Source organism: Cognatiyoonia sediminum (assembly GCF_900129845.1).
GTDB classification, from domain to species: Bacteria; Pseudomonadota; Alphaproteobacteria; order Rhodobacterales; family Rhodobacteraceae; genus Cognatiyoonia; species Cognatiyoonia sediminum.
In genome coordinates, this window is sequence record NZ_FQXB01000001.1 from 372,580 (window position 1) to 395,632 (window position 23,053).

The 23,053-nt window shown below is 56.3% G+C and carries 21 protein-coding genes and 1 tRNA gene; 6 read left to right on the forward strand and 16 right to left on the reverse strand.

Going from position 1 to position 23,053, the window contains the following annotated elements; genetic code table 11:
• Positions 1-74: 74 nt before the first annotated feature.
• The 6 genes from BUA85_RS01840 to BUA85_RS01865 are packed head-to-tail and all read right to left on the reverse strand — an operon-like array spanning position 75 to position 4,767.
• Positions 75-1,247, reverse strand: a complete 1,173-nt coding sequence (locus tag BUA85_RS01840) for a molybdopterin molybdotransferase MoeA (RefSeq protein WP_072898840.1) — start codon at positions 1,245-1,247, stop codon at positions 75-77.
• On the reverse strand, positions 1,244-1,717 hold the full coding sequence (moaC, locus tag BUA85_RS01845; RefSeq protein WP_072898842.1) for a cyclic pyranopterin monophosphate synthase MoaC: 474 nt from the start codon (positions 1,715-1,717) through the stop codon (positions 1,244-1,246). The genes BUA85_RS01840 and moaC overlap by 4 nt, the downstream gene beginning before the upstream one ends.
• Positions 1,717-2,529: an indole-3-glycerol phosphate synthase TrpC gene (gene trpC, locus BUA85_RS01850; RefSeq protein WP_072898844.1), complete on the reverse strand. Its 813-nt coding sequence runs from the start codon at positions 2,527-2,529 to the stop codon at positions 1,717-1,719. The genes moaC and trpC overlap by 1 nt, the downstream gene beginning before the upstream one ends.
• Positions 2,526-3,170 (reverse strand): uracil-DNA glycosylase, encoded by a 645-nt coding sequence (locus tag BUA85_RS01855; protein WP_072898846.1) that lies wholly within the window; start codon positions 3,168-3,170, stop codon positions 2,526-2,528. The genes trpC and BUA85_RS01855 overlap by 4 nt, the downstream gene beginning before the upstream one ends.
• Positions 3,170-4,189, reverse strand: coding sequence for an anthranilate phosphoribosyltransferase (gene trpD / locus BUA85_RS01860; RefSeq protein WP_072898848.1), 1,020 nt, complete (start codon positions 4,187-4,189; stop codon positions 3,170-3,172). The genes BUA85_RS01855 and trpD overlap by 1 nt, the downstream gene beginning before the upstream one ends.
• Entirely contained in the window at positions 4,186-4,767 is a 582-nt protein-coding gene (locus BUA85_RS01865; RefSeq protein ID WP_072898850.1) for an anthranilate synthase component II, read from the reverse strand. Before BUA85_RS01865 ends, trpD begins: the two co-directional genes overlap by 4 nt.
• A gap of 128 nt (positions 4,768-4,895) precedes the next feature.
• On the opposite strand from BUA85_RS01865, the gene BUA85_RS01870 reads away from it, so the two are divergent.
• A complete protein-coding gene (locus BUA85_RS01870; RefSeq protein WP_165611569.1) occupies positions 4,896-6,362 on the forward strand; it encodes a divergent polysaccharide deacetylase family protein in 1,467 nt (488 codons plus the stop codon).
• A 206-nt stretch (positions 6,363-6,568) separates the two neighbouring features.
• On the opposite strand, the gene BUA85_RS01875 is transcribed toward BUA85_RS01870, so the two are convergent.
• From BUA85_RS01875 to fabI, 7 genes are all read right to left on the reverse strand, one after another.
• Positions 6,569-7,471: a DMT family transporter gene (locus BUA85_RS01875; protein WP_072898854.1), complete on the reverse strand. Its 903-nt coding sequence runs from the start codon at positions 7,469-7,471 to the stop codon at positions 6,569-6,571.
• Positions 7,472-7,540: 69 nt separating this feature from the next.
• The gene (trpE, locus tag BUA85_RS01880) at positions 7,541-9,049 is read right to left on the reverse strand and encodes an anthranilate synthase component I (protein WP_072898855.1); all 1,509 of its coding nucleotides are present in this window, start codon (positions 9,047-9,049) and stop codon (positions 7,541-7,543) included.
• Positions 9,050-9,055: 6 nt separating this feature from the next.
• Positions 9,056-10,897, reverse strand: coding sequence for a SurA N-terminal domain-containing protein (locus BUA85_RS01885; RefSeq protein WP_072898856.1), 1,842 nt, complete (start codon positions 10,895-10,897; stop codon positions 9,056-9,058).
• A 76-nt stretch (positions 10,898-10,973) separates the two neighbouring features.
• Complete coding sequence (locus BUA85_RS01890) at positions 10,974-12,143, reverse strand: aminotransferase (RefSeq protein WP_072898857.1); 1,170 nt, start codon at positions 12,141-12,143, stop codon at positions 10,974-10,976.
• A gap of 82 nt (positions 12,144-12,225) precedes the next feature.
• Positions 12,226-12,729 carry a xanthine phosphoribosyltransferase gene (gpt, locus tag BUA85_RS01895; RefSeq protein ID WP_072898858.1) on the reverse strand — a complete coding sequence of 168 codons (504 nt, stop codon included), beginning with the start codon at positions 12,727-12,729 and terminating at the stop codon, positions 12,226-12,228.
• Between the two features lie 11 nt (positions 12,730-12,740).
• Positions 12,741-13,358 carry a LysE family translocator gene (locus tag BUA85_RS01900; protein WP_072898859.1) on the reverse strand — a complete coding sequence of 206 codons (618 nt, stop codon included), beginning with the start codon at positions 13,356-13,358 and terminating at the stop codon, positions 12,741-12,743.
• A gap of 3 nt (positions 13,359-13,361) precedes the next feature.
• Complete coding sequence (gene fabI / locus BUA85_RS01905; protein WP_072898860.1) at positions 13,362-14,168, reverse strand: enoyl-ACP reductase FabI; 807 nt, start codon at positions 14,166-14,168, stop codon at positions 13,362-13,364.
• A 140-nt stretch (positions 14,169-14,308) separates the two neighbouring features.
• Here fabI and pdxH point away from each other — a divergent pair, with 140 nt between their 5' ends.
• The 5 genes from pdxH (at position 14,309) to BUA85_RS01930 (ending at position 20,402) form a co-directional block, all read left to right on the forward strand.
• Positions 14,309-14,914, forward strand: a complete 606-nt coding sequence (gene pdxH / locus BUA85_RS01910) for a pyridoxamine 5'-phosphate oxidase (protein ID WP_072898861.1) — start codon at positions 14,309-14,311, stop codon at positions 14,912-14,914.
• Between the two features lie 119 nt (positions 14,915-15,033).
• Complete coding sequence (locus BUA85_RS01915; protein ID WP_072898862.1) at positions 15,034-15,552, forward strand: cold-shock protein; 519 nt, start codon at positions 15,034-15,036, stop codon at positions 15,550-15,552.
• Entirely contained in the window at positions 15,549-16,013 is a 465-nt protein-coding gene (locus BUA85_RS01920) for a DUF192 domain-containing protein (protein WP_072898863.1), read from the forward strand. The genes BUA85_RS01915 and BUA85_RS01920 overlap by 4 nt, the downstream gene beginning before the upstream one ends.
• 54 nt (positions 16,014-16,067) lie before the next feature.
• Positions 16,068-16,144 (forward strand) — tRNA-Pro (locus tag BUA85_RS01925).
• A 601-nt stretch (positions 16,145-16,745) separates the two neighbouring features.
• Positions 16,746-20,402: a vitamin B12-dependent ribonucleotide reductase gene (locus BUA85_RS01930; RefSeq protein WP_083526206.1), complete on the forward strand. Its 3,657-nt coding sequence runs from the start codon at positions 16,746-16,748 to the stop codon at positions 20,400-20,402.
• Positions 20,403-20,762: 360 nt separating this feature from the next.
• Here the strand turns inward: BUA85_RS01930 and BUA85_RS01935 are convergent, their stop codons facing one another.
• The 3 genes from BUA85_RS01935 to eno are packed head-to-tail and all read right to left on the reverse strand — an operon-like array spanning position 20,763 to position 23,052.
• Entirely contained in the window at positions 20,763-21,185 is a 423-nt protein-coding gene (locus tag BUA85_RS01935; protein WP_072898864.1) for a cupin domain-containing protein, read from the reverse strand.
• Positions 21,185-21,778, reverse strand: a complete 594-nt coding sequence (locus tag BUA85_RS01940) for a GNAT family N-acetyltransferase (RefSeq protein ID WP_072898866.1) — start codon at positions 21,776-21,778, stop codon at positions 21,185-21,187. The genes BUA85_RS01935 and BUA85_RS01940 overlap by 1 nt, the downstream gene beginning before the upstream one ends.
• On the reverse strand, positions 21,775-23,052 hold the full coding sequence (gene eno / locus BUA85_RS01945; protein WP_072898868.1) for a phosphopyruvate hydratase: 1,278 nt from the start codon (positions 23,050-23,052) through the stop codon (positions 21,775-21,777). The genes BUA85_RS01940 and eno overlap by 4 nt, the downstream gene beginning before the upstream one ends.
• Between the last annotated feature and the right edge of the window lies 1 nt (position 23,053).

The window sequence follows — 23,053 nt, forward strand, 5'->3', positions numbered from 1 at the left end:
GCCCATTTTGGGCCATGTTTTGAGTATGTTCTACGCATGTTCTCGTTTTGTGTCAACTCTGGACGCGGTTCAGCTCAGATCAGAACCACCTCCACCGTCTCACCTGCGGCTGTAAGCGGCGCCTTTGGAGGCCGCACGCAGAGGCAATTGGCATCCGACAAAACGGTTAGCAATGCGCTGTCCTGCCGTTCGAATGTCGTGACCTGACCATTCTCGATCCGACCGCGCATATAGTGTTCACGTGGGCCGTTTACGGGGATGTCTTTTGCGACGATAGCGTTCTGTCGCGGAGCAGCCGCTGCCCCGAGGCCAAGCATTTTGCGCAAAACGGGCAGCACAAAGATATGACCGCAGACCATAGCCGAAACAGGATTCCCGGGAAGCCCGATCATCATCGAACGCCCAAGCCGCCCAGCCATCAAAGGCTTCCCCGGTCGCATCGCGATTTTGTAAAAGGAACGCGCCATCCCCAAATTAGCAGCCGCCTCGGCCACCAAATCGTGGTCCCCCACAGACGCGCCGCCAATTGTCACGATCAAATCGGCGTCCAACGCGAGATCGAAGGCGAGTTTCAACGAGGGCAGGTTGTCTTTCGCAATCGGTAGAATCCGCGCATGGCCACCGTTGGCATTGACCAAGGTTGCCAAACCATAGCTGTTGGACGCGATGATCTGATCTTGGTTCGGTGTCTCCCCCGGTTGCACCAACTCATCCCCCGTTGCGATGATCGCCACCACGGGCTTTCGTGTCACGGGTACGCTGGCATGGTTCATCGACGCTAGAAGGGCAATGTCTGACGGGCGCAAAGCGCGTGGAGCTGAAAAGGTATCACCAGCTTTGAAATCCGCACCGGCGGGGCGAATGTAGAGGTTGGGATCGAGTTTTTCTGCCAAGATGATACGAGCATTATCGCGCTCCACATCTTCTTGGATGATGACACGACCAGCGCCAGCGGGTAGGGGCGCGCCAGTGAATATCCGACAGGCCTGACCTTCGGACAAAGTGCCGTTGAACCCATGGCCTGCGGCGGCTTCCCCGATAACCTCAAAACTGTCTCCTGGGGCCGCTGCATCGCCAAAGATCGCATAGCCGTCCATGGCAGAAGCAGCAAAGGGTGGTTGGTTCCGTTTGGCGGTCAGGGGGGCCGCCAATACGCGCCCGTTGGCCTCCGATAAAGGAACAACCTCTGTATCTAGCGGCGAGGCGAGCGCAAAGAGCGCCGACAGGGCCTCTTCAACGGATATCATGGATTTTCAAACCGTCCCGATTTGCCGCCATCCTTTAGCGTCACTTTGATGCCGCCGATGACCATATCCTTCTGCACCGCTTTCACCATGTCATGCACGGTCAGTGCCGCAGTCGATACGGCCGTCAGCGCTTCCATCTCCACACCTGTTTTGCCAGTAGTCTTAACGGTGGCGGAAATACGCACGCCGGGCAAGTCGTCGTCCGGCTCCAACGCAACGCTGACTTTCGTGATCGGCAGCGGATGGCAAAGCGGGATCAAATCTGCTGTCTTTTTTGCGCCCATAATCCCAGCAAGACGCGCGATCCCTAAAACATCACCTTTTTCCGCGCGCCCCTCTTTGATCAGCGCGAGGGTCTCAGCCGTCATCGTGACGTATCCCTCCGCCATAGCAATCCGCGATGTGATCTCTTTGTCAGAGACGTCGACCATATGGGCCTTACCGCTGTCGTCAAAGTGGCTGAGGGCCATCACATCCCCGATGCTGTCAGAGGTTTCGACAAAAGTTCTCGCGTGGCGGTCGTGACGTCGTCCTGCCGCATCAGGCTTTCACCAATCAGGAAGGTGCGCGCGCCATATCGAGCCATATCCGCCAGGTCGTCAGGCGTGAACAACCCGCTTTCGCAGACGATCATACGATCGGCTGGCACCTGCCGGCTAAGTTCTCTTGTCGTGTCCAATGTCACGTCAAAGGTTTTGAGATTGCGGTTGTTAATCCCCATCAAAGGCGATTTGAGATGACAAGCGCGTTCCAATTCCTCGGCGTTATGAACTTCCAGCAAGACATCCATGCCCCAGCTAATAGCGGCATCTTCCAGTTCCTGAGCTTGCGCGTCACTGACACTGGCGAGAATGATCAAGATGCAATCCGCATGAAGCGCGCGGGCTTCGGCGACCTGATAGGTGTCATACATGAAGTCTTTGCGCAGGGCGGGCAGGGATACCGCCGATCGTGCGGCCGTCAGGAAACTGTCATCGCCCTGAAAGCTCGGCCCGTCTGTAAGAACCGAAAGGCATGTTGCCCCTCCGTCCTCATAAGCTTTCGCCAATGCGGGCGGGTCAAAATCCGGCCGGATCAACCCTTTGGAGGGGCTGGCTTTCTTGATTTCAGCGATCAGGCCGTATCCCTGACGGCTCGCTTCGACCAACCGCTTGTGAAAGCCGCGCGTTTCTGGCGCATCCTTGGCGCGGGCCTCAACCTCGCCAATCGGCATGGCCTCTTTGCACGCGGCGATATGGTCCAGCTTATAGGCTTTGATCTTGTCCAGAATGGTGTCGGTCATGCGCCTACCCAAGTGATTGGTTCCTGACCTTGATCCATAAGCCACTGGTTGACGGTTGAAAATGGCCGAGAGCCGAAAAATCCACGGTAAGCCGACAAGGGCGACGGGTGCGCGGTTTCGATTTTAAGGTGATACGCGGCCAAATCCTGACCAAACCCCTGCGCATGTTTGCCCCACAGCAGCCACGCGCGCGGGGCTTCATCCAATCGCGCGACGACCTGTCGAGTAAGCTCGGACCATCCGAGTTTTGCATGTGATCCGGCCTCATGAGGGCGCACGGTCAGCGCGGTATTCAATAAAAGAACGCCTTGATCCGCCCAGTGATGCAGATCGGGTGAGCTTGGGTTTTCGCCAAGATCACTTTCCATCTCTTTGAAAATATTGAGTATTGATTTGGGGAACGGCGTAGTTCCTTCTTCGGCTGAAAAGGCGAGCCCATGGGCGTGTCCGGGCGTCGGGTACGGATCTTGGCCAAGGATTAAGACGCGGCAATCCTCGGGTTGCACACGCTCAAGTGCGGCGAAAACCTGATGCTCAGGCGGCAAAAACTGCTGTCCCGCCAACGCCGCTTCGATGGAAGGCAATGCGTCCGCAAAAAACGGCAAGTCGCCCCAAGTGCCCAGACGGCTGAGATCGAACACTAGGCTGCGGAAGTCACGCGAGCCAAGGCCTCAACAGCCGCCTTGGCTTTTCCGCTGTCGATGCTTTCCGCCGCAAGGCCGACACCTTCTTTCAGATCAGAGGCCCGTTCTGCCACGACCAATGCTGCAGCCGCATTGAACAAAACAGCGTCGCGATAGGCGTTCTGCGCACCATCCAAGATCGCCCTGAACGCTTCAGCATTCTCAGCAGGGGTTCCGCCGAGAATGTCCTTAAACGGATGCTCCGGCAAACCAGCATCTTCAGGGTGAACCTCTTTAGAGACGATTTTGCCATCTGGCGTCAGCGCCGCAACCGCGCTCGTCCCGCAGATCGTCAGTTCATCCGTCCCGTCTGATCCATGCACCAGCCAAGCCGCTTCGGAACCAAGCTCCTTCAACGTCTCTGCCATTGGGAAAATCAAATCGGGCGCAAAGGCTCCTGTGAGCTGACGCTTCGCTCCGGCCGGATTTGTCAATGGCCCCAAGATGTTAAAGATCGTTTTGCATCCTAGTTCCTGCCGCACCGGCATCACATGCCGCACGGCTGGATGGTGCATTGGGGCCATCATGAAGCCAATGTTTGCTTCTTTCAGCGCCGCCTCAACCACCTCTGGCCCGACCATGATGTTGACACCCATCTCAGTCAGAATGTCACCCGCACCGGAAAGGGACGACAAGTTTTTGTTGCCATGCTTAGCCACAGGCACACCGGCCCCGGCCACAACAAAGGCTGTCGCGGTCGAGATGTTCAGCGTTTTCATCCCGTCACCGCCGGTGCCGACAATATCAATCGCGCCTTCTGGGGCTGCCACCGGATTACACCGGTCACGCATCACAGCCGCCGCCGCTGCATATTCCGCCACCGATTCACCACGTGCCCGCATTGCCATCAGCAAACCGCCGATTTGGGATGGCAGGGCCTCGCCATCAAAAAGCAGGACAAAGGCGGCTTCGGCCTGCACGCGGGACAGTGGACCTTCGCTCGCCGCAAAGATCAAAGGCTTCATTGCGTCGCTCATGCTGGCACCTTTGCAAGATCAAGGAAGTTTTGCAGCAAGGCATGGCCATGCTCTGACGCTATCGATTCTGGGTGGAACTGCACCCCATGGATCGGCAGCGTCTTGTGCTGTAGCCCCATGATTGTGCCATCCTCAAGCTCTGCCGTGATCTCCAAAGCATCCGGAAACGTCTCGCGCTCCACGACCAAAGAATGATACCGCGTCGCCTCAAACGAGGCTGGCAGACCTTTGAACAGCCCTTTACCGTCATTTTTCATGGTGCCCATCTTGCCATGCACAATCTCGTGGCACCGCACGACTTTTCCGCCAAAGACCTCACCAATCGTTTGGTGCCCAAGGCACACGCCCATCAGCGGCGTCCGTGTCTCTGCCGCAGCTTCCGTGAGGGCCAGACATATGCCCGCTTGCGCCGGATCGCACGGCCCCGGGGACAGCATGATCATTTCAGGCTTCAGCCCCATGGCCTCTTGCACATTCAGCGCATCATTGCGGTGCACAACCACATCTGCACCCAATTCGCCAAGGTAGTGCACAAGGTTATAGGTAAAACTGTCGTAGTTATCGATGAGCAAAAGCATGGTCAGGGTTCGCCGGTTTTGAAATAAGGGCTACCGCAACAGGCATCTGTCGGGGTATGGTTGCGCCAATACATGGGCCATGCGGCAAGACCGCGTCAAGGCCGGGCAGGCAAACAAGGGGCAGTCAGGTGCTAAAGTCACTTCTTTCGGGTGCTTTTCTCGCTGTGGTTTTAGGGGCGATCCTTTTGGTGTCGCTTTCCATTGTAGCACCTGCGCCAATTTCCAACGTGCCACCCGAAACGCCACAGACCGAAGTGCCGGTAGTTGCTGAGGTTCCTCAGACCGAAGCGCCCGAAATCGAAGCAGCAGAAACAGATGCTGATGCGTCTGCTCCGGCGACTGTACCGGCCGTGGACGAACCACAGATTGAAACCGCATCTGACGTATTGGACACCACACCGCTAGAGGTGCCGGACACCGCATCGATCGAAGGCGGGCTTGTTGATCCAGAAGAGGCCGAGGCGCCTAACGTCGCCAGCAGCAGCGAAACTCCCGTCGAGCCATCAGAACCTCTAAGCAGCATCCAAACGCCCACGCTTGAACAGGATGTAGCTGTGTCGACAGTTCCGGCTGATCCGATTGTTGTCCCTGAACCGGAGACTGAACAGGTCGAACTGACGCAACCCGAAACGACCGAAGATCAAGAGATCACAGAAGAACCGGTGATCGTTGAGACGACGGACCCTGAACCACCAATTATTGAAAACGACACTGCTGCCACTGAGCCTCAAGATCAGTCCATCGAAACGGCAGAACCCGCTCCGACCACCGATGACGAACCAACCGTCACAGCGGGCGTTGCCACAACATCGTCCGGCCTTCCAACGGGCACCTCAGGCGTGCGCGTGAACCGGATCATTGGAAGCCAACCCGAGGCAGAAGCTGAAACCGCGGCACCTGCCGAGATCGATCCAAATGCGCCTGCACTGCAGCGGTATGCGGCGACGTTCGAAAATCCAGACGGAACACCGACGGTTTCTCTCGTCCTATTGGATGATCCCGCGCTGGCAAGCGGCGCTGACCTCATTCGCCTCTTGCCGTTCCCCGTTACGCTCGTCGTCGATAGCGGCACACCTGATGCCATTTCTCGCATGACGGCGTTCCGCGATGCCGGTGCCGAGGTCGCGCTCAGAGCACAGTTTCCAGCTGGCGCACTACCGTCCGACGTCGAAGTCACGCTCCAGTCCGCGCTCGAAGCCGTCCCCGAAGCGGTGGCCTTTGTCGATGAAGGAGGAACAGGCCTTCAATCGAGCCGCGATGTCACAAACCAAACCATTGAAGCGATGGCCGAAGATGGCCGCGGCCTAGTGATCTTTCCCAAAGGCCTCAATTCAGCGCTCAGAACCGCTCAGTCCGAAGGCGTTCCTGCCGCCGCGATCTACCGCGACCTGGATGGAGATGGCCAAGATGCTCGCGTGATCCGCCGGTTCGTTGATCAAGCCGCCTTCCGCGCCCGCCAAGACGGCAGCGTCATCCTTCTCGCACGTTTGCGGCCAGAGACGTTGGACGCGCTTGTCGGATGGGATGCCGCCAACAATCGCGGCCAAGTGGTTCTCGCACCGCTCTCGGCGGTCTTGGCACCTGCGGCGAACTAGCCCCGGCAATTCAAAGCCATTCCGTCAATAGTTGCTTCCGGATCGCTTGCGATCCGGTTCGCGCCCGACCCCGCCCCCCAGGGCGAGTGCGAAATGGAGATGTTTGTAAGAGATTGAACCTTCTGCTCTTTGAGCAAAGTCAGCGCAAATTCAGGGCCGCCCTCGGGGCCGGGCTCGAACCTTTTGTTACGCCTTTCATTGCCGCGTCACAAAGACCCCCGGAAAATCCGCCCGTCCGTCACCAACAACCCAACCGCAATCAGCGCAAACCCGATCCAAGCTGTCAGCGTCATCACTTCGCCTAGGAACAAAACCCCAAGCGCAATGGCGAATGGTGGGATCAGCAGCGTGACCAACATCAAATTCGCAGCCCCCGCCCTCACCAAAACGGCGAAATACAAAAGATAGGCCAAAACGGTGGACAGCATCACAAGCCCAAGCATCGCCGCAAATACGGTCGCGGACATCTCAAACTTTGGCACGCCATCGACCAAAAAGACCAATGGCACCATCAAGACCGTGCTGCCCGCAATCATGCCAAGAGCGTTAACCAAAGGCGGCTGTCTGCCCAATTTCGTGCGTCCCCAAACGCTGGCCAACGAATAGGACACACCCGCTAGCAAGATCGCAAACTGCCCAATATTGGCAAGGCTCAGGCTTTGCAACGCATCAGGCCCAACGATCACCGCAACGCCTGCCACCCCAAAAAGTGCGCCAAAGATCTTAGGCGCAGTTAGGGGTTCGTCTTTCAACAACAAACCCGCAATAACCGCGCCCGAAATCGCGGTCATCCCATTCAAGATCGACGCCAGCCCGCTATCGATCTGCGTTTGCCCCCAAAAGATCAGCGTGAAAGGAATCGCATTGTTCAACGCGCCCATCACCAGATATGCGCCCCAAACCTTGGGGTCCGTTGGGATCGGCACGCCAGCGAATTTCACCACCACAAACAACATCGGCAAGGCCCACAGAACACGGTGAAGCGTCACCGTCATGGGCGAAAGTTCGGTCAAGGCAATCTCAGCAAAGAAAAACGACCCGCCCCAAACCGCAGCCAAGGCCAGAAGCATCAGCAATGAGGGCAGGGTGAGTTGCGGTGGGCTTGACATGTCAGTGCCTTCGGTATGTCACCGAAACCCTAGCCATCAAAAGAAACCGGCGCGACCCGAAACTTGCGTTTAGCTGTTGCCGTCACCACTGAACATCGCTGCATCTGCCGCCGCTTTACGGATCGCGTTCGATTTGTGAACGGTTTCCATATATTCCGCCTGTGGATCGCTGTCATAAACGACCCCGCCACCGGCTTGGATATAGAGCTTTTGATCCTGCACAACGGCCGTGCGCAGCGCGATGCACATATCCATATCGCCATTGACCGAGAAATAGCCGCAGCCGCCGCCATAAACGCCACGTTTTTCAGGCTCCAACTCGTCAATGATCTCCATCGCACGAACCTTCGGAGCGCCAGAGACTGTTCCCGCGGGCATGCCCGCAAAGAAAGCAGACAGGGCGTCTTGATCCTCGGCCAACTCGCCCGTCACGTTCGACACGATGTGCATCACGTGGCTGTAGCGTTCGATGATGAACTGCTCGGTCGGTTTCACGGTGCCAACTTTCGACACTTTGCCAGTGTCATTCCGCCCCAGATCAAGCAGCATCAAATGCTCTGCCATCTCTTTTTTGTCAGCCAGCAAATCTGCTTCATTCGCGTCGTCTTCTGCTGGTGTTGCGCCACGTGGGCGCGTGCCTGCGATAGGCCGGATCGTCACCTCATTGCCAAAGACCCGCACAAGGATTTCCGGCGAGGCCCCGACAACCTGAAAACCACCGAAGTTGAAGTAGAACATGAACGGCGACGGGTTTGTCCGCCGCAGCGACCTATACAGCGCAAAGGGCGGTTCGCGGAAATCTTGCGTCCAGCGTTGCGACGGCACCACCTGAAAAATGTCACCGGCACGGATGTATTCCTTGGCCTTTTCCACCGCGTCCAAATACCCCTTATGGGTGAAATTCGATGTGGGTTCTGCTACAGGCGCCGGATTGGAGATGTCGCGCTGTGCAGGCACCGCGCGTTCCAACGCCCGCTGCGCATCCATGACACGTTCCGCCGCTTGCGCATATGCGGCACGGGCGCCGAGGCCCGAATTGGCCCAAGCGGGGGCCACCAAAATCACATCACCCTTCACGCCGTCCAAAACCGCAACCACGGCTGGCCGCATCATCACCGCGTCGGGCAGGCCAAGGGGATCAGGGTTGATGTCAGGTAAATGCTCGATCAACCGAATGGTGTCGTAGCCCAGATACCCAAAAAGCCCGGCAGAGGCGGCGGGCAAACCCTCTGGTAAGTCGATCCGGCTTTCGGCGATCAATGCGCGCAGGGCGGTCAGCGGATCATCATCGCAGGGTGTAAACGCGTCCGGATCAAATCGTGCATCGCGGTTGATCTGGCTCTCTGTGCCACGACATTTCCAGATCACGTCCGGATTCATACCCACAATAGAATAACGCCCACGGACTTCTCCGCCTGTCACGCTCTCCAACACAAAGCTGTCTTTGCCCGCATCCGACAGCTTCAAAATCAGCGAGACTGGCGTGTCCAGATCAGCGGCAAGGCGGGTATAAACCACCTGATTTTCGCCCGCCTCATAGGCTTTGGCGAAGTCCTCATATGACGGGTGCAGTGCCATTTTGTCCTACTGGAATTGCGCGTGGATCGCGTTGATGATGTTCTGGTCTAACTGGATGTCAGTACGCGATTGAACTTCGTTACCGTAAGCTTCGAACACATCCTGCGCGATGCCGGCTGCGGTTGAGGCCAATATCTGTTCGCGCTCCGCTGCAACCGCAGGATCATCCGCATCCGGCGGGAGGATACCATCCAAACGGACGATGATCGCCCCATCGGTGTTTTCAATCACGCGTGTTGTCGCGATGTCCATCTCAAACACGTCGACCATAAAGCCCGGAGGCGTGCCTTCGACAAAGCTGCGACGGGTCAAGTTGTTCTCCACCATTGCGTCAAGGCCAATGGCCGTGAAATCCGTCAGCGGCTCGATGGTTGCCGCGATCTCTTCCGCGCGCTCCATGATGGCTTGCTGTTTGCGCTGTGCGTTCCAAGCGTTTGTCACCTCATCACGCACATCGTCAAACGGCTGCAAAGTCGGCGGTGTCACACCGTCAAGCCGCAGCGAGAAAATGCCGCCATCAGCAAGATTGTCCAAAACAGGAAAATCGCCTTCTTCAACCGTCGCGGCTGCAGAGCGGAACGCTTCATAGGCTGCGATTCCATCTCGTGTCTCTGGCGTGACGCTGATCGTCCCCAATTCCATGTCTGTTTCAGCTTCGAGGTCTTCCAAAGTTGCGCCGCCAGCCAAAAGATCGTTGATCCCCTCGGAAGAGGCATCAATCACGCGTCGCGCGCGATCAGCAGAAAGCTCTTCCTCCAGCTGCGGTCGCACATCTTCAAATGTCGCTTCTTCGGCGGCTAGCACGGCGTTCATACGGAAAAGTGCCGGCCCAATAGTGGAGTTGATCGGGCCAACCACATCGCCTGGGTTTGCGCCAAACACAGCCTCGCCAGCAGAACCTAAATCGTCAATGGTGACATCACCCAGATCGATGTCAGCCAAATCCAAGCCGCGTTCAGCGACAAGCGCATCAAAATCCAACTCGCCGGCATCAATCCGTTGCTTGGCGGCTTCCGCCGCTGCCGGATCGACAAAGGCCAAGCGTTCCACCAAACGGCGTTCTGGACGCACATACTCCTCCACGCGGCTGTCGTACAGCTCGCGAAGGGCGGTTTCGTCTACGGACAGGCTGTCTTGGATCATATTCGGCGTCAGCCACGTGTAGGTAATTTCACGCGCTTCAGGCAGGGTGAAGAGCTCAGGGTTTTCATCGTAGAAAGTTTGAAGATCGGCGTCCGTCGGGCCGGGGATCGGTGCGGTCAAATCATCCTCGGTGACGTCGGCCCAAGTAAAACTGCGTTGTTCCCCGATGAATTGCACCAAGGCGTCCGCATAAGCGTCAGGCGCTTCGACGCCGCCGATGACGGAGGCCTGCAGCAATGTGCGCGCCATATCTTCGCGGATGCTCGTTTCGAAATCCGCCTCAGTCAGGCCGTTGCGCTGCAAGGCTTGACGATAGGTTTCGCGGTCAAAGTTCCCGTCGAGCCCACGGAAAGCGGGTACGCGTAGTACTTCTTGACGCACACGCTCATCACCGACGGAAATCCCAATCTCAGTTGCTTCATTGTCCAAGGCGCGGCTGGAGATCAGTTGCGCTTGAGCCGCATTCACAAGGCCAAAGCTTTGCGCCTCTGGGAAGCTGACCCGTGTGCCGATCTGCGCCTCAAATGCGCGTATCTGCTGGTTCAGCGCATTTTGATAGGCGTTCACTGACAAATCTTTGTTGCCGACGCTGCCGATGGAGCGGATATTGTTGCCCAAACCACCGGTTCCGAAGCCCAACAATCCCACACAGAGCAAGATCATAATTGCCCAAAGAAAATAGCGTGGTTTCTTCTGTTCAGCCATGTCGCAGCCTATCCTTGTAAAGGCCCCTCAGAGCCGTTTGCAACTGCATATGGCGCAGGGCCAGCGGGTGCAAGTCTTAGGGGGTGAAACTGGCCAAACGGGTGAACAAATCTTCGATGCCGGAGCGATCCACATTGGCGAACGCCACTCGGAATTGTTTTGCGCCTGACGGATCGCCCTCCGGCACGAACATAGTACCCGGCAGAAGCAGGATGCCTGCGTCTTTCACCATCTGCGGCGCTAAGTCTGCTGAAGAGGCGTCAAAGGGATGCTCGACGTAGGCAAAATAGGCGCCGCATCCCAAAAGTTTCCACCCCTTCGCCTCCAGCAGGGGAAAGAACTCGGCAATCGCCGCGCGACGGTTCAGAATTTCCAAACGCTCCCCCGCGACCCAATCGCCCAAGTTGCGCATCCCCCAGAGGGCCGCCCTCTGCCCAAGCTGATTGGGGCAAATCGCGACGGTATCAAGGAATTTCTCCATCTCTGCCAAAAGCTTAGGGCTCGCCAGAACCGCACCAACCCGATGACCGGTAAGGCGGTAGGCTTTGGAGAAGGAATAAAGGTGAATAAGCGTATCGTCCCAATGGTCGTCTTGGAACAGCGGGTGTGGTGCACCTGTCCGACTGTCAAAATCGCGGTAGGTTTCATCGACGATCAAAGCGATCCCGCGCCTGCGCGCGAGGTCACGGAAAGACGCAACCACCTCTGAGGGATATTCCACACCGCCAGGATTGTTCGGCGTCACCAGCGAAATCGCGCGAGCGCGATCGGTGATCAGGCGATCCGCATCCTCTGCGGAAGGCAAAAGGCCCTCACCAGTTGTCAAAGGCACGGTCTTCACTCCGCTCATGTCGAGCCACATCGCGTGGTTAAAGTAATAGGGCGTCGGTAGGATGACTTCGTCACCCTCGGTGCAAAGCGCCGCAATCGCCGCGGCAAAGGCCTGATTGCATCCAGAGGTGATCGCCACTTGATCGGGCGAAATGCTGCCGCCGTAAGCCGCAGACCAATCCTGCGCCACTTGCGCGCGCAACTCCGGCAAGCCCAGCACGGGACCATAAAGATGGCTTTCCGCATCCTCAACGATGATCTGCGCCATCGCATCGCGCAGCTGGGCAGGGGGCGGATCAACAGGTGCCGCTTGGCTGACATTCAAAAGCGGTCGATTGCTTGGATGGGTGACGCCTTCAAGCCAACGGCGGGCCTCCATCACGGGCGGCGCAAAAGTCGCGGTTGTTCGAGACATCTTCAAAATCCTCTCAAAAGGAGCGGCTGCGCCGCACGCGATTTTTTGTGCCTCCAGCGGAGGTATTTTCGCTCAAAAGAGATCAGTCGGTTCCGCGATAGGGTTCGACGTATTGCAGTGCCATGTCCCATGGGAAGAAGATCCATGTGTCTTGGCTGACGCCGGTGATGAAGGTGTCGACCTGTGGTTCGCCCTTTGGTTTTGCGTAGACCGTGGCGAAATGGGCGTTGGGGTAGCGGGCGCGGACGACTTCGAGCGTTTTGCCGCTATCGACGAGGTCATCGATGATCAGAATGCCAGTGCCATCGCCCATCATCTCTGCGTCCGGTTCTTTAAGAACTTTGGCGTCGGATTGCTTTTGATGGTCATAGCTTTTGATCGAGATTGTATCGACTGTGCGGACATCCAATTCGCGCGCGATGATCATCGCTGGGGCCATGCCACCGCGCGTGATTGCAACAATTGCTTTCCAAGATCCATCGCCTGGGCCTTGCCCGTCAAGACGCCACGCAAGCGCGCGGCTGTCGCGGTGAATCTGATCCCAGCTGATGTGGAAGCCTTTTTCGTGGGGCAGGCGGTCGGTCATATTCGGCTCCGTCAAGTAAGGGCTATTTTTGCGCCGAGGCCAGCAAGGAAAAAGCCGAACATTCGGTCAATCCCAGATTTGGCACGGGCATAGGCATGTCTGGCGCGTGCAGTTGAAAAAAGCCTCGCAACCAAAAGATACCACAGGGTTTCATTAAAAAAGATGACAGCAACAATCGCAGCTTGCCATACAAAACTTGTCTCAGGAGGAACCAACCCGATAAAGACCGCGCCGAAAAAGACAGCGGATTTTGGATTGCTCAAAAACGTCAACAACCCCAAACGCGCCGCACCGATAGGCTTGGTTTTTCGAGGCTGGTCCTCTGATGCGATTTGAAGCGGTTCCGAGGCATCCCGCCACATCATCAGGGCAAGAAAGATTAGGAAAGCGGCGCCAACCAACTTTAGACCTGTAAACAGCGCCGGCACCAATTCAAACAAGATCGCAACACCGGTCATTGCAGCGGTCGCCCAAATCGCGGCCCCAAGTCCAAAGCCAAGCGCCAAAGCCGCCGCGTTTTGGAAGCCATCGGTTGCGGCCATACGGATCGATACAAAGAAGGCCGGCCCCGGGCTTATAGCAGCAGCAAGGTGAATGCCGACAATGGTGAGAAACAGCGCAAACGTCATGCGCTACTCTTTCGTTATATCTGGTGCATCGACAGCCTTCATGCCGACGACATGATACCCCGAATCGACGTGGAGGACTTCGCCTGTGGTACCAGACCCAAGATCGGACAGCAGATAGAGCGCAGATTTACCCACATCTTCAATAGTGACGGTGCGGCGCAGCGGTGAGTTGTATTCGTTCCACTTCAGAATATAGCGGAAATCGCCAATCCCGGATGCGGCGAGGGTTTTGATCGGTCCTGCCGAGATTGCGTTGACACGTATGCCGTCTTTACCGAGGTCTTCAGCAAGGTATCGCACGGAGGCCTCCAATGCGGCCTTCGCAACACCCATAACGTTATAATGCGGCATCACCCGTTCGGCGCCATAGTAGGTGAGCGTCAGGCAAGATCCGCCTTCGTTCATCATCTTCTCAGCGCGCTGAACCACCGCGGTGAAGGAGTAGACGGAAATATCCATCGACATTGCAAAGTTGCCACGGCTCGTGTCCACGTAGCGCCCGCGCAATTCGCTCTTGTCCGAGAACCCGATCGCATGGACGACAAAATCGATGCTGCCCCATTTGTCTTTCAGGGCATCAAAGAGGCCATCGATTGAGGCCTCATCGCTCACATCACACGGGAGAACGGTATCAGACCCGACGGATTGGGCGAGGGGTTCAACGCGCTTCTTGAGAGCGTCACCTTGATAGGAAAAGGCAAGTTCCGCGCCCGCATCGGCGCAAGCTTTCGCAATCCCCCAGGCGATTGATTTGTCATTGGCGAGCCCCATGATCAAACCGCGTTTTCCAGAAAGAAGGTTGTTGCTCATTTCAATGTCCCCACTGTTTTATTGAAGGCAGGTTTAGGCGATTGCGATTTGAGCATCAAGCGGCGGAAACTTTGACTTTGATGGGTTGAAGGCCAGATGTTTTTAAGAATAAGTGGCCGCGAGGGAAATTGGGCACTCACATGACAGATCGTAAAGACATCTTTGCCGGTGAAAATCCGTTCGAACTGGCGCGCTCTTGGCTGTCGGAAGCCGAGGCGAGCGAGATCAATGATCCTAACGCGATTGCGCTTTCCACCGTCGATGCAGACGGCTTGCCGAATGTGCGGATGGTGTTGCTTAAATCCATCGAAGATGACGCTTTTGTCTTTTACACCAATTACGGGAGCGCCAAAGGGCAAGAGATTGAGCAATCCGGCAAAGTCGCTTTCGTTTTGCACTCGAAATCTCTGCGCCGTCAGCTCCGTGTGCGGGGTATTGTAGAGAAAGAAGACGGCGAAGTTGCGGATGCCTATTATAAGTCCCGAGGCCTCAAGAGTCGCTTAGGGGCTTGGGCATCCGACCAATCCCGACCCTTAGAATCACGTGCCGCTCTGGTTGCAAAGGTTGCTAAAGTCACAGCCACTCATGGGATCAACCCAGAGCGCCCTCCGTTTTGGGGAGGTTTTCGCATTTTTCCACTAGAGGTTGAATTTTGGGCGGATGGAGATCACCGTTTGCATGATCGCTTTAGATGGCGGCGGCAAGCTATTGGAGACACTTGGGAAATTTCGAGGTTGTCGCCTTAAAAAACTCTAGATTATACGTGATCAAGAAGTATAGTCGGCAACTTGTTAACATGGTCGTCTGTTTGACATTGGCACCCTAATACGGCTCATATGAGCACAACGAAGAGAAGAAAAAACGAATGACCACTGACGCGTCTAACGAAATTCACGGCCAGATCAAATGGTTCGATCCTGCAAAGGGTTTTGGGTTCGTTGTATCCGATGAGGGTGGTCCGGATATTCTTCTGCACGCAAATGTCTTGCGAAATTTTGGGCAAGGGTCCGTTGCAGACGGTTCACGCATCATCATCGTCGTCCAACGTACCGATCGTGGGTTGCAGGCGGTAGAGATCGTGTCGATTGAGCCGCCAGAGGATGACGGCAGTCCGGCGCTTGGCGACATGCAAGAAGTGACGCCAGAAGAAATCGCTGCGAGTCCAATTCATCCTGCGCGGGTGAAATGGTTCGACAAAGGCAAAGGCTTTGGCTTTGCGAACGTATTCGGTGATGATCGGGATGTGTTCCTGCATATCGAGGTTTTGCGCCGCTCAGGCCTGTCTGATCTCGCGACGGGTGAGGCTGTTGGCATGCGCATGATGAGTGGTGCGCGCGGCATGATGGCCATCGAGATCACGACTTGGGAATCCGGGTCCAAATGATCCGTAAGGCAGTTGCCGCCGCTCTTTTCTTACTACCGTCAGGTGTTTGGGCTTCTTGTGACTTTGATCGCGTCAGAGTCTTTGGGGACTGGGGGCAAGCGCGTTTTGATGTGCGCGTCGCGGATGAGCCTGCCGAACGCAGTCAGGGATTGATGTTCGTGGAAAGCATGCCGACGTTGGAAGGCATGTTGTTTGTCTATCCACAGCCGCAGCGTGCGACGTTTTGGATGCGGAATACTCTGATTCCCCTCGATATGATTTTTGTCGCGCCCAATGGGGAAGTGCTCAAAATCCACGAAAACGCGATACCATTGGATGAAACCACGATCGATGGCGGTCTGGGCATCCAATACGTGTTGGAGATTAACGGCGGTTTGGCATCGCGTTTAGGCATCTCAGTGGGCGACGTTCTTCAGCATCCTTCTATTGATCAAGATGCGATCAAACCTTGTGCAAATTAATCGCGATTTGGGTCTTTTCAAATCGAAATCTTCGGCGTAAGTACACGCACGGTCCGGGGCATAGCGCAGCCTGGTAGCGCATCTGTTTTGGGAACAGAGGGTCGGGAGTTCGAATCTCTCTGCCCCGACCATCAAAAACGGCAGGTCTTCGGACCTGCCTTTTTTGTTTGAGTGTCTCCTTTTGCTGCCGGTCCAACCACAGGGGAAGTGCTGAAAGATTAGGCGGTATGTTGTGTCGCTTTGGTCACGCGATTTGGGTAAGGGCAAACCATCTAACTTCGCGTCGATCCCCGTGCTTCATTCGTTAACGCTTGTGGATTTCTTGATCCAAAAACTGAACTGATCATGGCAAACCACCGTGTTTGTTGAGTTTCTTTGACCGCAAGAAAATCCGAACAGGTGTGAGTATCGATGTGGAGGAATCGGACGCGATTTCCCCGACTCAAGCTATTGGGCATCGTCAACACAAAAAACTCAAGATTTAGTGAATAAAGCCGTTGACCCACTAGGTGTAGTTGTTCCAAGTTGTGTGGGCTGACACCGCAGACACAATATATGGTGGCGGCACGGGGAAAGACAGACGACACCAGCATACCATGCCGGGGACCTGCCAAAGCGCGGGCCAGTGAAGATTTGTCTCAATCGTGACCGGTGGTCAGCGACGTTGAGGGCGCCTTGCGGGGCGCAGATTTTTCTAGGGGCCGCAACGACGGCGAAACAGGGGCAGACGCGATGAAGATTGATCGTAACTTCACGACATCCGGTAAAGATGCATACGACGGTTTGGAGTTTACAAAGACCAGTTCCGAGATCAGGAACCCAGACGGCACTGTTGTTTTCAAACTTGATGATTGTGAGATTCCATCCTCTTGGAGTCAGGTTGCGAGCGACGTGATCGCACAGAAATACTTCCGCAAAGCAGGCGTTCCGTCTGAACTGAAGAAGGTCAAAGAAAAAGACGTTCCAGAATTCCTCTGGCGGTCTGAGCCTGCCAAAGGCGCCGAAATGGGCGGTGAGATTTCCGCCAAGCAGGTGTTCGATCGTCTTGCGGGTGCGTGGACGTATTGGGGTTGGAAAGGCGGCTACTTCTCCACCGAAGAAGATGCGCGCGCTTACTTTGACGAAATGCGCTATATGCTGGCGACACAGCGCGCGGCACCAAACTCCCCTCAGTGGTTCAACACTGGTCTGCACTGGGCCTATGGAATCGACGGTCCAGCTCAAGGTCACCACTATGTTGACTACAAAACAGGTGAGCTAACCAAATCCACATCATCCTATGAACATCCGCAGCCGCACGCTTGCTTTATCCAATCTGTATCTGACGATCTGGTAAACGACGGCGGTATCATGGACCTCTGGGTCCGCGAAGCACGCCTCTTTAAATACGGCTCCGGCACCGGCACCAACTTCTCCAGCCTACGGGGCGAGGGCGAGCCACTGTCCGGCGGCGGTAAATCCTCCGGTCTGATGGGCTTCCTGAAAATCGGCGACCGAGCAGCAGGCGCAATCAAATCCGGCGGCACCACACGCCGTGCAGCCAAAATGGTTATCGTCGACGCAGAACACCCAGACATCGAAGAATTCATCGAATGGAAGGTGATTGAGGAACAAAAAGTGGCCTCCATCGTCGCCGGCTCCAAAATGCACGAGCAAAAGCTCAACGGCATTTTTGCAGCGATCAAATCTTGGGATGGAGCAGAGGATGACGCCTACGATCCAAAGACAAACAAATCCCTTGCCTCAGCGATCCGCGAAGCGAAAAAAGTCGCAATCCCAGAGACTTACGTCAAGCGTGTGCTGGACTACGCCAAGCAAGGCCACACCAGCATCGAATTCCCAACCTATGACACAGACTGGGATTCTGAGGCTTATTCATCCGTATCCGGCCAGAACTCCAACAACTCCATCCGTGTCACCGACGCTTTCCTAAAAGCCGTCGAAGACGACACCGATTGGCACCTACGCAACCGCGTCAACGGCGAGGTGACACGCACAGTTCGTGCACGTGACCTATGGGCCAAAGTGGGCCACGCCGCATGGGCCTGCGCCGATCCGGGCATCCAGTACCACGACACCGTCAACGCATGGCACACTTGCCCAGAAGACGGTGAAATTCGCGGCTCCAACCCGTGCTCCGAATACATGTTCCTCGATGATACGGCGTGTAACCTCGCGTCGATGAACCTGCTGACCTTCTATAAAGACGGCGTGTTCCAAGTCGAAGATTACATCCACGCCACCCGTCTGTGGACAGTAACGCTCGAAATCTCGGTCATGATGGCGCAATTCCCATCAAAAGAGATCGCACAGCGCTCTTATGACTTCCGCACCTTGGGCCTCGGCTATGCCAACATCGGCGGCCTGCTGATGAACATGGGTCTGGGCTACGACAGCGACGAAGGCCGCGCGATGGGCGCTGCCCTGACCGCAATCATGTCTGGCGTGTCTTACGCGACATCTGCGGAAATGGCAGGCGAGCTTGGCCCATTCCCGGGCTATAAGAAAAACGCAAAGCACATGCTGCGCGTCATCGAAAATCACCGCACTGCGGCACAGGGAAAAACCAATGGTTACAAACAGTTGGCGGTCAAACCTGTCGCGCTCGATCACGCAAACTGCCCCGATCAGCGCCTAATCGACCTTGCTGTGTCCAGCTGGGATGAAGCGCTGGATCTGGGCAAAAAGCACGGCTACCGCAACGCTCAGGTTTCCGTCATCGCACCAACAGGCACCATCGGTCTTGTCATGGACTGTGACACCACCGGCATCGAACCTGACTTTGCTTTGGTGAAGTTCAAGAAACTCGCAGGCGGCGGCTACTTCAAGATCATCAACCAATCCGTGCCAGCGGCCTTGGAAACGCTCGGCTACGGCTCTGCTCAGATCGAAGAAATCATCGCCTATGCGGTCGGCCATGGCTCACTGGGCCAAGCGCCAGCGATCAACCACACATCCCTGATCGGCCACGGCTTCGGCCAAGCGGAACTCGATAAGGTCGAAGGCGCGCTCGCCTCTGCCTTCGACATCCGCTTTGTCTTCAACCAGTGGACTTTGGGCGAAGAGTTCTGCACCAAGACCCTCGGCATCCCAGCCGAGAAGCTGAACGATCCAACCTTCGACCTGCTGCGCCACCTCGGCTACTCCAAGCAGGACATCGACGCCGCCAATGACCATGTTTGCGGCACGATGACCCTCGAAGGCGCACCGTTCCTCAAAGAAGAGCATCTCAACGTCTTTGATTGTGCGAACCCATGCGGCAAGAAAGGCAAACGCTTCCTCAGCGTCGACAGCCACATCACTATGATGGCCGCAGCACAGTCCTTCATCTCCGGCGCGATCTCCAAAACGATCAACATGCCAAACGATGCGACGATCGAAGATTGTCAGAAAGCCTATGAGTTGAGCTGGTCCTTGGGCATCAAGGCCAACGCGCTCTACCGCGACGGCTCGAAACTGTCTCAGCCGCTGGCAGCCGCGCTTGTGGAAGACGATGACGAGGCGGCAGAGGTGCTCGAGACCGGCTCGCCGCAGGAAAAAGCCGCTGTTCTGGCCGAGAAGGTGGTCGAAAAGATCATCGTCAAGGAAATCATGCGCGAGCAAGAGCGCGAAAAGATGCCAGAACGCCGCAAAGGCTACACGCAGAAAGCCATTGTGGGCGGTCACAAGGTCTACCTCCGTACGGGGGAGTACGAAGACGGCAAACTGGGCGAAATCTTCATCGACATGCATAAAGAAGGCGCAGGCTTCCGCGCGATGATGAACAACTTCGCCATCGCAGTCTCCGTCGGCCTGCAATACGGCGTGCCACTGGAAGAGTTCGTGGATGCCTTCACCTTCACCAAGTTCGAACCTGCGGGCATGGTCCAAGGCAACGACAGCATCAAGAACGCAACGTCGATCCTCGACTATATCTTCCGCGAACTGGCTGTCAGCTACCTCGACCGCACCGATCTGGCCCACGTGAAGCCAGAAGGCGCATCCTTTGATGACATCGGCCGCGGGGAAGAAGAGGGCGTGAGCAACGTGCAAGCGCCGTCCGAGACGGCCGCAACAAGGTCGCTCGAAGTCCTCAAGCAAATCAGCTCCACCGGCTACCTGCGCAAGCGGATGCCGCAAGAGCTGGTCGTATTGAACGGCGGGCAGGGGGCAACAGCACTCGCAACCGGCTCCGATCCGGTCGGCGCGCTGCAAACTTTGGTGCCAGAGGTCACGGAAACAGCCATGCCGAGCGGCACCATCACCTCAACCGGCATGTCCGCCCGCGACAAGGCAAAAATGCAAGGCTACGAAGGCGATCCATGTGGCGAATGCGGCAACTACACACTAGTGCGCAACGGCACCTGCATGAAGTGCAACACCTGCGGATCAACGTCTGGGTGTAGCTAAGAGAATCCGGGGCGGGTGCGCTCGCCCCCGGCGCGGTTCGGGCCGCAGGCAAAAAACTAACGAGCGGTATAATACTGAGCCCGAAAAGCGAGACTACAAAGGGGGACTTCGGTCCCCCTCTTTTTTATCCAAACACCCTGGGGCGCTGCCCCAGACCCCGAGGTATTTTATCTCAAAAGAGAAGCATTAACCTTAACGCAATCAATTTAGGTAAAATTGAGCGCGCGGTACAGGCTGAGGAGCCGATGCCCGCCTCGAAAGACGGCCCCCTTTACGGCGCCTGGCGACCCACTAAAGGGGGCTGCATCGTCTTTTGAGCAATAAATACCTCCGCCGGAGGCATCCGTTGCTAGCCAAAGGCTATAGGCTAGGGATGTCAAAACCCGGCTCAGCCAAATGAAATCCCGCAAAATCAAAGCCAGGCGAGACCGTACAGCCAACAAGCGTCCACTCGCCCAAGCTCTTCGCCGATTGCCAATGTCCCCTCGGGACAATGCCTTGCGGTCTTTGACCAGCGGCTAAATCCGGTCCAAGGATCATCTCAGCCGAAGGCCCGGCTTCGGTTTCTGCCATCCGCAACTGTATCGGAGCACCTGAATAATAGTGCCAGATCTCCGTCGCATCGACGGTGTGCCAATGGCTGACCTCTCCAGCCTTTAACAAAAAGTAGATGCACGTCCCCGCAGCACGCCCGTCGTTTTCGGCGATCCAAGTCTGCCGATAATGCCCGCCTTCCGGATGCGGAGCGAGGTCGAGCAGGGCTATGATGACGTCAGCGGTCATCATGTCTCGATCAAAGGGTGTTGTGGCGCGGTATCTTCTCCCAGATATCCAGCGAGGCGCGGATCTTCAAAGATTTCAACCTGTCGCCGCGTCGGGCGGAGGCCGGAAGCCAGGTAGAACGGCACCGCCTTGGGCGAATCCAGCGTGCAGGTGTGCAGATGAAACCGTTTGATCGGGCGAGAGAACCCGCGTTTCTGGGCAAAGGACATCATCGCCTTGCCCAAGCCGCCACCAGTTTCGGTCGGGATCAGACCAAAGAATGCCAATTCGCATTCGCCTGCGACCCTGAAATCCAGCTCAACCACACCGATGTCGATCCCATGCCGACGTAAAAGCCAAACCTCAACATCTTGATCTGACAGGATTTCTGCCAGCTTCGAGTCGCTCAATTTCAGCCGAGACGTCCAGAGCCATGGCGCACCAATTGCGCGAAACAACGCCCGATAGCGCTCCACGCTGGGCAGGTCTCTTTCAATCGACACATCGTCCGGAAAAGGGCTGTCCGGCACGGCAACCGCGGTTGTCTCCAGATGGGTGACAACCGCTGCCAAATGGCCTTCTGGCACCGGATAAAGTCCGGCGTCTAAGCTCATGATTTCAGGATGCTTCTGCCAGCGTATTCTGCTGTTTCGCCCAAGACTTCTTCAATCCGGATCAACTGGTTGTATTTTGCCAAACGATCCGACCGGGAAAGAGAGCCGGTTTTGATCTGACCGCAGTTCGTCGCCACCGCTAGATCAGCGATTGTCGCATCCTCGGTTTCACCCGAACGGTGCGACATCACGTTGGTGTAGCGCGCGCGATGCGCCATATCGACGGCTTGAAGAGTTTCCGTCAAGCTACCGATTTGATTGAGTTTTACCAGCATGGAATTCGCAACACCTTGAGCAATGCCATCGGACAGACGGTTCGGGTTTGTCACGAAAAGGTCGTCGCCAACCAGCTGCACTTTATCCCCGATCATCTCGGTCAGGATTTTCCACCCCTCCCAATCGTCCTCATCCATACCGTCCTCAATGGAGATGATTGGATAATCGGCACAGAGATCCGCCAGATACTGCGCGTTTTCCACGGAGGTCAGCGATTTGCCTTCGCCCACCATCTCGTATTTGCCATCTTTGTAGTACTCAGATGACGCGCAATCGAGTGCGAGGTAGATGTCCTCGCCCAGCGTGTAGCCGGCTTTTTCAACGGCTGTTTTGATGAAATCCAAGGCAACACGTGTGCTTTCGAGGTTTGGTGCAAAGCCACCTTCATCGCCGATGCCGGTGTTGTGGCCTGCATCAGAAAGTTCTTTCTTTAGCGTGTGAAACACTTCCGCGCCCATGCGGACGGCCTCGCGGATGTTTTCTGCCGAGACCGGCATGATCATGAATTCTTGAATGTCGATTGGGTTGTCGGCATGTTCCCCTCCATTGATGATATTCATCATTGGCACCGGCAAAACACGCGCAGACGTGCCACCGACATATCGGAAGAGGGGTTGCGCTGTGAAATCCGCAGCCGCCTTCGCGACAGCCAAGGAAACGCCCAAAATCGCATTCGCCCCAAGGCGGCCTTTGTTCGGTGTGCCGTCGAGTTCGATCATCGCTTGGTCAATCGCCACTTGCTCAGTGGCATCAAAACCAACCAGCGCTTCAGCGATTTCGCCATTCACAGCCGCGACGGCTTCCAAAACGCCTTTGCCCTTGTAGCGGGCTTTGTTCCCGTCCCGCTTTTCAACAGCCTCATGCGCACCCGTCGACGCGCCGGACGGTACCGCCGCGCGGCCCATTGTGCCGTCTTCAAGCATGACATCGACCTCAACGGTCGGGTTGCCACGGCTATCCAGAATTTCGCGTGCGTGAATATCAATGATGGTGCTCATG

Excerpts from the sequence above, each read along its gene's own strand:
- BUA85_RS01840 (WP_072898840.1), bottom strand. The coding sequence starts at position 1,247 with ATGATATCCGTTGAAGAGGCCCTGTCGGCGCTCTTTGCGCTCGCCTCG.
- moaC (WP_072898842.1), bottom strand. The coding sequence starts at position 1,717 with ATGGCCCTCAGCCACTTTGACGACAGCGGTAAGGCCCATATGGTCGAC.
- trpC (WP_072898844.1), bottom strand. The coding sequence starts at position 2,529 with ATGACCGACACCATTCTGGACAAGATCAAAGCCTATAAGCTGGACCAT.
- trpD (WP_072898848.1), bottom strand. The coding sequence starts at position 4,189 with ATGAGCGACGCAATGAAGCCTTTGATCTTTGCGGCGAGCGAAGGTCCA.
- BUA85_RS01865 (WP_072898850.1), bottom strand. The coding sequence starts at position 4,767 with ATGCTTTTGCTCATCGATAACTACGACAGTTTTACCTATAACCTTGTG.
- BUA85_RS01875 (WP_072898854.1), bottom strand. The coding sequence starts at position 7,471 with ATGTCAAGCCCACCGCAACTCACCCTGCCCTCATTGCTGATGCTTCTG.
- trpE (WP_072898855.1), bottom strand. The coding sequence starts at position 9,049 with ATGGCACTGCACCCGTCATATGAGGACTTCGCCAAAGCCTATGAGGCG.
- BUA85_RS01885 (WP_072898856.1), bottom strand. The coding sequence starts at position 10,897 with ATGGCTGAACAGAAGAAACCACGCTATTTTCTTTGGGCAATTATGATC.
- BUA85_RS01890 (WP_072898857.1), bottom strand. The coding sequence starts at position 12,143 with ATGTCTCGAACAACCGCGACTTTTGCGCCGCCCGTGATGGAGGCCCGC.
- gpt (WP_072898858.1), bottom strand. The coding sequence starts at position 12,729 with ATGACCGACCGCCTGCCCCACGAAAAAGGCTTCCACATCAGCTGGGAT.
- BUA85_RS01900 (WP_072898859.1), bottom strand. The coding sequence starts at position 13,358 with ATGACGTTTGCGCTGTTTCTCACCATTGTCGGCATTCACCTTGCTGCT.
- fabI (WP_072898860.1), bottom strand. The coding sequence starts at position 14,168 with ATGAGCAACAACCTTCTTTCTGGAAAACGCGGTTTGATCATGGGGCTC.
- pdxH (WP_072898861.1), top strand. The coding sequence starts at position 14,309 with ATGACAGATCGTAAAGACATCTTTGCCGGTGAAAATCCGTTCGAACTG.
- BUA85_RS01915 (WP_072898862.1), top strand. The coding sequence starts at position 15,034 with ATGACCACTGACGCGTCTAACGAAATTCACGGCCAGATCAAATGGTTC.
- BUA85_RS01920 (WP_072898863.1), top strand. The coding sequence starts at position 15,549 with ATGATCCGTAAGGCAGTTGCCGCCGCTCTTTTCTTACTACCGTCAGGT.
- BUA85_RS01930 (WP_083526206.1), top strand. The coding sequence starts at position 16,746 with ATGAAGATTGATCGTAACTTCACGACATCCGGTAAAGATGCATACGAC.
- BUA85_RS01935 (WP_072898864.1), bottom strand. The coding sequence starts at position 21,185 with ATGACCGCTGACGTCATCATAGCCCTGCTCGACCTCGCTCCGCATCCG.
- BUA85_RS01940 (WP_072898866.1), bottom strand. The coding sequence starts at position 21,778 with ATGAGCTTAGACGCCGGACTTTATCCGGTGCCAGAAGGCCATTTGGCA.
- eno (WP_072898868.1), bottom strand. The coding sequence starts at position 23,052 with ATGAGCACCATCATTGATATTCACGCACGCGAAATTCTGGATAGCCGT.